Below are 7,733 nucleotides of genomic sequence, written 5' to 3'. Positions count from 1 at the left end.
GCCGACGAGCCCGTAGGCGTTCTGCGCCCCGGGCTTGGCGGAAAAATCGTCCATCTCGTTGTTGAGGAGCACCCCCGTGCCCTCGGCCACCAGCCCGATCCCGTAGGAGAAGTTCAGCGTGTAGGTGTTGGCCACCGCGTTGCCGGCCGCGTCGACAACCGAGAAATGCGTGGTCTGGTCGGATTCGTAAGGGGCGGGGTCGCCGGCCCGCACCGCCTCGGCGGGCCGCGCCCGCTCGGGATCGATCCCGGCCCGGATCGTGTCCGCGTAGGCCTTGGCGAGCAGCCCCCGCACCGGCACCTTCACCCGGTCGGGATCGCCGAGATAGGCGGCGCGGTCGGCGTAGGCCGGCTTCATCGCCTCGGCCAGCGTGTGGAAGGCCTGCGCGCTGCCCGCCCCCATGCCGGCGAGGTCGAAGCCCTCAAGCACGTTCAGGATCTCCACGAGGTGGATGCCCCCCGAGGAGGGCGGCGGCATCGAGACGACCGCGTGCCCGCGATAGGTCCCGCGCACCGGCTCGCGCAGCTTCACCCGGTACCCGGCGAGATCCTCCGCCGTCATGATGCCGCCCGCGCCGCGCACCGCCGCGACGATCCTCTCGGCCACCGGGCCGGTATAGAAGGCGTCCGGGCCCCGCTCGGCGATCGTCCGGAGCGTGCCGGCGAGGTCGGCCTGCACCAGGGTCTCGCCCCGGGCGAGCACCCGGTCGCCCGCGAAGAACACCGCCCGGGTCGAGGGCCAGCGCCCGAGCATGCCGGCGACCTGCGGCAGCGAGTCGGCCAAGCCCCCCTCGACGCCGATCCCCTCGCGGGCGAGCCGCTCGGCCGGCGCGATGAGATCCGCCAGGGTGAGCCGGCCCGAGCCGTAGAGGCGGTGCGCCTCGGCCAGCCCCCGCACGGTGCCGGGCACGCCCACCGCCTTGCCGCCCCGGGTCGAGGCCGCCCGGTCGGGGGCGCCGTCGGGCCCGAGGAACATGTCGGCGGTGGCCGCCCGCGGGGCGGTCTCGCGGTAGTCGATCGCCACCGTCTCGTTCCGCTCGGCGAGGTGCACCAGCATGAAGCCGCCGCCGCCGAGATTGCCCGCCTGCGGCAAGGTGACGGCCAGGGCGAAGCCGACCGCGACCGCCGCATCGACGGCGTTGCCGCCCTGCTTCAGCACCGCGATGCCGATCCGCGTCGCCCGCGCCTCCTGGGACGAGACCATGCCGTTCGGGGCGAGCGCGGGCAGGGAGCGGGCGATGTCCGAGGGGATCGGCACGGCGTCCGCCGTCCGGGCGAGCTGGGCCCGGGCGCCCGACAGCGGGAGGACGAAGAGAAGCGCCAGGAGGGCGGCGAGGGCACGGCGCGGCATCGCTGGCGACATGGCTGGCGGCATGGCTGACGGGCGGCTCCACGCGGGAGAGGGTCCGAGCCGTGATAGTGCGGCCTGCGGGCGCGTCCAGGCGTGCCCGTGTTGCGCACCCGCGGGCTGACGAATAAGGAAAAGCGTCAGCCGCAGGATCCCGCGCGGGATCCTGCCGGAGGACCCAGGTTCCGCCGCCCGCGCCGCCGGCGCATTCCGGCGGCGTGCGGGCGGCCGCTGCGCCGCATACCGGAAGGAGCGCGCATGCGAGTGATCGATCTCGATCGGGACGCGGTCAAGCAGGGGCTCGCCGACGGCAGCCTGCTGTTGATCGACGTGCGCGAAGCCCACGAATACGGGGACGGCCACATCCCGGGCGCGGTGACCCACCCGCTCTCGGCGTTCGACCCGCAGGCGCTCGCCGCCCTGGTCGAGGGGGATGCGCGCCGGCCGGTCTTCGTCTGCGCCGCGGGCGTGCGCTCCGTGCACGCGCTACACGCCGCGCAGCAGGCTGGCCTGCCGATCGAGGCGCATTACCGCGGCGGCTTCAGGGACTGGTACGCGGCGGGTGAAGCCGTTGAATAGTCCGGCCGCAGCGCCGGCGACGCGCGTGTGGTGTGCGCCGTCGCACAACTCTGAACTGCGCAACGGACTAGGGGCGCACAAGACTGTGAAGGTCGGCGTCCTCTCGAACCCGCCGACCCGCCCAGCCTCCTCTGACCACGCATCGTCCTCGCGCGCGGACCGCACCGCGCGCCGCGGGCCGATGCTCAGGGACCTCGTCATGCATCCTGCCCTGCGCAGCCGGCTCGCCAGCTTCCTCGTTCCCGCCCTCGTCGGCGTCCTGGCCGGTGTCCCGGTCGGCGCCGCGCCGGCCCGCGCCCAGGCCCCCGGCGGGCCGCCGCCGAAGGTCACGGTCGCCAAGCCGGTGGTCCGCGAGATCGTCGAGCAGGACCAGTATACCGGCCGCTTCGACCCGATCGAGTTCGTCGAGGTGCGCGCCCGCGTCACCGGCTACCTCGACAAGATCCAGTTCACGGACGGCGCCACGGTGAAGAAGGGCGACGTGCTCTTCGTCATCGACCGGCGGCCCTACAAGGCGGCGCTGGAGCAGGCCCAGGCGGCGCTCACCTCGGCCAAGGCGCGCCTCTCCTTCACCCAGACCGACCTCGAGCGTGCCCAGACGCTCTCGCGGGGCGGCAACATCTCCGAGCAGGTCACCGACCAGCGCCGGCAAGCCTCGCAGACCGCGCAGGCCGACGTGGACAGCGCGGAGGCCGCGCTCCGCAACGCCCAGCTGAACTACGACTTCACGGAAGTGAAGTCGCCCATCGACGGGCGCATCAGCCAGCGCCTCGTCACCGAGGGCAACATCGTCATCACCGACCAGACCCGGCTGACCACGATCGTCTCGCTCGACCCGATCTATTTCGGCTTCACGGTCGATGAGAAGTCGTTCCTCAAGTATCAGGGCAGCCTCAACATCGGCATGGGCCAGACCCAGCGCGGCAAGGGCGTGCCGGTGATGATCGCGCTCACCGGCGAGGAGAAGCCGACCCGCAAGGGCACGCTCGACTTCGTCGACAACCGGGTCGACAACCAGACCGGCACGGTGCTCTTGCGCGCCACCGTCGAGAACAAGGACGGCTTCATCAAGCCGGGCCTGTTCGGCATCGTCTCGATGCCGGCCACCAAGCCCTTCCGGGGCGTGCTGCTGCCCGACGAGGCGATCTCGGCCAACCAGGACAAGCGCATCGTCTACCTCGTCTCCGAGGACGGCACGGCCTCCGCCCGCGACGTGAAGCTCGGGCCCAAGGTCGATGGCTACCGGGTGATCCGCGAGGGGCTGAAGGGCGACGAGAGCGTGGTGATCAACGGGCTCGCCCGCGTGCGCCCCGGCGCCAAGGTGACGCCCGAGATGCAGACGCTGCCCCCGAGCAAGAGCTGACCGGGTCGGCCGGGGGGATCACGCCCCGCGGGCCGGTTTCCGACCCCATCCGCAGGTGACGCGAGGCGTGGACCCTTCCGGGGCGCCGGCCGAGAGGTTTGACCGATGCGCTTTGCCCACTTCTTCGTCGATCGGCCGATCTTCGCCTCGGTCACCTCGATCATCTTCCTGCTGCTCGGCTTCGTCGCCTACGAGACGCTGCCGGTCTCGCAGTACCCCGAGATCGTGCCGCCGACCGTGACGGTGCGCGCCTCCTTCCCGGGCGCCAACGCCGAGACGGTGGCCGCCACCATCGCGACGCCGATCGAGCAGGAGGTGAACGGCGTCGACAACATGCTGTACATGACGTCGCTCTCCACGAACGACGGCAACATGCTGCTGACCGTCACCTTCAAGGTCGGCACCAACCTCGATATCGCGAACGTCCTGGTCCAGAACCGCCTCTCGGTGGCCCAGCCGCGGCTGCCGCCGGACGTGCGCAACCTCGGCGTCACCGTGCGCAAGGCCTCGCCCGACCTGATGCTGGTCGTGCACCTCCTGTCGCCGAACAAGACCTACGACCAGAACTACCTGGCCAACTACATCTACCTGAACATCCGCGACGAGCTGCTGCGCCTCGACGGCGTGGGCGACATCTCGATCTTCGGCGGCAACGAGTACGCCGAGCGCATCTGGCTCGACCCGAACAAGCTCGCGGCCTACGGGCTGACCACCTCCGACGTCACCACGGCGCTGCAGGAGCAGAACGTGCAGGTGGCGGCCGGCGCCCTGAACTCGCCGCCGGCGGCGACGGGCCAGGCCTTCCAGCTCATCGTGCAGTCGCAGGGGCGCTTCCAGACGCCGGAGGAGTTCGCCGAGGTCATCATCAAAGCCTCCGACGGGCGGCTCGTGCGGGTGAAGGACGTCGCCCGCGTCGAGATGGGCCAGAAGGACTACACCACCAACTCCTTCCTCAACGCCACGCCGGCCGTCGGCATCGGCGCCTTCCAGCGCCCCGGCACCAACGCGCTCGAGGCGGCCGCCTCCGTCCGCAACGTGATGGAGAACCTGAAGAAGAACTTCCCGCCGGACGTCGAGTACCGCATCGCCTACAACCCGACGGAGTTCATCGAGGAGTCGATCCACGAGGTCTACAAGACCCTGTTCGAGGCGGTCGGCCTCGTGGTCATCGTGGTGCTGGTCTTCCTGCAGAGCTGGCGCACGGCGCTGATCCCGGTGCTCGCCATCCCCGTCTCGCTGGTCGGCACCTTCGCCGCCATGGCGGCCTTCGGCTTCTCGCTGAACAACCTGACCCTGTTCGGCCTGGTGCTCGCCATCGGCATCGTGGTCGACGACGCGATCGTGGTGGTGGAGAACGTCGAGCGCAACATGGCCGAGGGGCTCTCCCCCGGCGAGGCCGCGCACAAGACGATGGACGAGGTGGGCGGCGCCGTCATCGCCATCGCGCTGGTGCTGGCGGCGGTGTTCGTGCCGACCGCCTTCATCCCCGGCATCTCGGGCCAGTTCTACAAGCAGTTCGCGCTCACCATCGCGGCCTCGACGCTGATCTCGGCCTTCAACTCGCTCACCCTCTCGCCCGCGCTCTGCAAGCTGCTCCTGAAGCCGCACCACGCGCACGCCCGGCCGAAATTCTTCCTCACGCGCTTCGTCAACTGGCTGGCGGGCCTGTTCAACCGCGGCTTCGACTGGCTCTCGCACACCTACTCGCGCTCGATCTACGGGCTGACCAACTACACGATCGGGCTGATCGCGATGCTGCTGGTCTACGCGGCGGTGATCGCGGGCACGCTCCACCTCGCCCGGACGACGCCCACGGGCTTCATCCCGGACCAGGACCAGGGCTACCTGATCGGCGTGGTGCAACTGCCCTCCGGCTCGTCGCTCGACCGCACCACGGAGGTGGTGAACCGGGCGGCCGCCGCGGCCCGCAAGATCGACGGCGTGACCAACACGGTGATCATCGCGGGCTTCGACGGCGCCACCTTCACCAACACCACGAACTCGGGCGTGATGTTCATCACGCTGGCCGGCGCCAAGGAGCGCGCCGCGCAGGGGCGCTCGGCCGCGGTGATCACCGGCGACGTGATCAAGGCCACCGCCGACATCCAGGAGGCCCGGGTCATCGTGATCCCGCCGCCCCCGGTGCGCGGCCTCGGCCAGGGCGGCGGCTTCAAGATGCAGGTGGAGAGCCGTCAGAGCTCGGCCATCGGCCCGCTGCTGGCCAATGTCGGCGAGATGCTGGGCGCGGCCAACCAGAGCAACGACGTGCAGCGGGTGTTCACCACCTTCAGCAACGACACGCCGCAGCTCTACCTCGACATCGACCGCACGGTCGCCCGCATGCTGAACGTGCCCTTGGGCAACGTCTTCTCGACCGTGCAGGCGGCGCTCGGCGGCGCCTACGTCAACGACTTCAACACGCTGGGCCGCATCTATCAGGTCCGCGTGCAGGGCGACGCGCCCTTCCGCGTCTCGAAGCAGGACATCGAGCAGCTGAAGGTGCGCTCCACCACCGGCGCCCTGGTGCCGATGGGCACGCTCGCCAACATCCGGGAGATCTCGGGCCCGCAGATCGTCCAGCGCTTCAACCTGTACTACTCGGTGCCCGTGCAGGGCGTGGCCAAGCCCGGCATCTCGACCGGCCAGGCGCTCGACGCCATGGAGGAGATCGCCAAGAAGAGCCTGCCGGACGGCTACGCCTACGACTGGACCGAGATCGCCTTCCAGCAGAAGGCGGCGGGCGGCACGGCGATCTACGTCTTCGCGCTGGGCGTCCTCCTCGTCTTCCTGGTGCTGGCCGCCCAGTACGAGTCCTGGGCGCTGCCGATGGCGATCCTGCTCGTGGTGCCGACCGGGGTGCTGGCGGCGCTGTTCGGGGTGCAGCTCAGGGGCCAGGACAACAACATCCTGACCCAGATCGGCCTGATCGTGCTCATCGGCCTGGCGGCCAAGAACGCGATCCTGATCGTGGAGTTCGCCCACGACATCGAGAACAACGAGCGCAAGGGGCCGGTGGAGGCCGCCGTGCAGGCCTGCAAGCTGCGGCTCCGCCCGATCCTGATGACGGCCTTCGCCTTCATCCTGGGCACCCTGCCGCTCGTCATCGCCACGGGCCCGGGCGCCGAGATGCGTCAGGCGCTCGGTACCGCGGTGTTCTTCGGCATGATCGGCGCGACCTTCTTCGGCCTGTTCCTGACGCCGGTCTTCTACGTGGTGATCCGCCGCTTCGTGCTCTGGATCGAGCGGAAGCGCGGCAAGAACCCGGACGGCAAGCACCCGCACGGCGAGGCGCCCGACCGCGACGGGCACGGCGCTCCGAGCCCGGCCCACTGAGGCGGCGGGGCACCCGATCGGAACATCCAGGCGGCGCGGCGCCCGTCCGAAAAAACCCGCCGGCCGCGAGGCCGGCGGGTTTTTTGTCGGGCCCGCCCCATCTCGTCCGGGCTGCGTTCAGGCGAGGTGCCTGATACCGCACGCCAACAGACCCGAACCGTTATCCGCGAGGAGCGCTCCGTGCCCGGTTACCTGCCCTTCGCGGGCGCCCTGAAGCTGCCCGCCTACGCTTGCGACAATTGCGGGTTCTGGCAGCGCCATTTCGAGGCGCCCGCCTCCTGCCCGATGTGCCTCGACGCCCGCCACGTCGTGCCGCAGGACGGCTGGCGCTTCCGCACCGAGCGGGAGGCGCAAGGTGCCTTCCCCTGCCACTGGGAGGAGCTGGAGTCGGGCGTCTGGCGCTTCTGGAACGACCCGGTCTCCGGCATCGGTCCCTCCGCCTACCTGATCCGGACGGAGCACGGGAACATGGGCTTCGAGGCCTGCCCGGTCTTCAGCGAGGCGGCGCTCGAGCAGATCGCCCGGCTCGGCGGCATGCAGGTGCTCTCGTCCTCGCACCCGCACGCCTACGGCGCGCTGGTGCAGTTGCAGGACCGCTTCGACCCGGAGCTCTGCCTGCCCGCCGCCGACTTCACCTGGAGCGCGGCTTTGCAGGTCTCCTGGCCCTACGACGACTTCCTGGAGCCGCTGCCGGGGCTGGAGCTGCACCGCACTGCCGGCCATTTCGACGGCCACGCGGTGCTGTTCGACCGGGCGCGGAAGATCTGCTTCTGCGGCGACGCGCTGAAGTTCGAGCTGGAGCCGGGCGATTTCCGCCGGGCGCGCACCATCTCGGCCCACAAGGCCTTCGTGCGGGGCGTGCCGCTCACCGTGGCGGAGCTGCGCCGCTACCGCGACGTGTTCGAGCGTCTCGACTTCACCCAGACCTGGACGCCCTTCGAGCCCGCCGCCAATTGCGGCCGGGCCGAGGTGCTGGCGCTGATCGACGAGATGCTGGCGACGCGCCCGCACGCGGCACCGGTGCCACTGGAAAGCTTGCGGCGATAGCTCCGACGCTCTCCCTCCCCCCTCTGCGGGGGAGGGTGGGCCGGCCGTGAGGCCGGGTCGGGAG

Annotated in this window: 5 protein-coding genes; 4 read left to right on the top strand and 1 reads right to left on the bottom strand. The window is 70.5% G+C overall.

The window, feature by feature from the left end; all coding sequences use genetic code 11:
* On the bottom strand, nucleotides 1-1,362 hold a 1,362-nt coding region (gene ggt, locus AX737_RS27895; protein ID WP_197430746.1), incomplete at its 3' end, for a gamma-glutamyltransferase.
* A gap of 243 nt (nucleotides 1,363-1,605) precedes the next feature.
* On the opposite strand from ggt, the gene AX737_RS27890 reads away from it, so the two are divergent.
* The 4 genes from AX737_RS27890 to AX737_RS27875 all read left to right on the top strand — a co-directional run bounded on the left by AX737_RS27890 (nucleotide 1,606) and on the right by AX737_RS27875 (nucleotide 7,669).
* Nucleotides 1,606-1,926, top strand: a complete 321-nt coding sequence (locus AX737_RS27890) for a rhodanese-like domain-containing protein (RefSeq protein WP_066927111.1) — start codon at nucleotides 1,606-1,608, stop codon at nucleotides 1,924-1,926.
* A gap of 211 nt (nucleotides 1,927-2,137) precedes the next feature.
* Nucleotides 2,138-3,289 (top strand): efflux RND transporter periplasmic adaptor subunit, encoded by a 1,152-nt coding sequence (locus AX737_RS27885; RefSeq protein ID WP_066927113.1) that lies wholly within the window; start codon nucleotides 2,138-2,140, stop codon nucleotides 3,287-3,289.
* A gap of 105 nt (nucleotides 3,290-3,394) precedes the next feature.
* Entirely contained in the window at nucleotides 3,395-6,622 is a 3,228-nt protein-coding gene (locus AX737_RS27880; RefSeq protein ID WP_066927109.1) for a multidrug efflux RND transporter permease subunit, read from the top strand.
* 180 nt (nucleotides 6,623-6,802) lie between these two features.
* Nucleotides 6,803-7,669, top strand: a complete 867-nt coding sequence (locus tag AX737_RS27875; RefSeq protein WP_066927108.1) for an MBL fold metallo-hydrolase — start codon at nucleotides 6,803-6,805, stop codon at nucleotides 7,667-7,669.
* The last annotated feature ends 64 nt before the right edge of the window (nucleotides 7,670-7,733 follow it).

It is taken from the genome of Methylobacterium sp. CCH5-D2 (genome assembly GCF_001556475.1).
Lineage (GTDB): Bacteria > Pseudomonadota > Alphaproteobacteria > Rhizobiales > Beijerinckiaceae > Methylobacterium > Methylobacterium hispanicum.
Note: the sequence above shows the minus strand (reverse complement) of the source record. Positions and strands in the feature narration are given on the sequence as shown.

Coding starts and splice junctions, on each gene's coding strand:
- AX737_RS27880 (WP_066927109.1), top strand. CDS start 3,395: ATGCGCTTTGCCCACTTCTTCGTCGATCGGCCGATCTTCGCCTCGGTC.
- AX737_RS27890 (WP_066927111.1), top strand. CDS start 1,606: ATGCGAGTGATCGATCTCGATCGGGACGCGGTCAAGCAGGGGCTCGCC.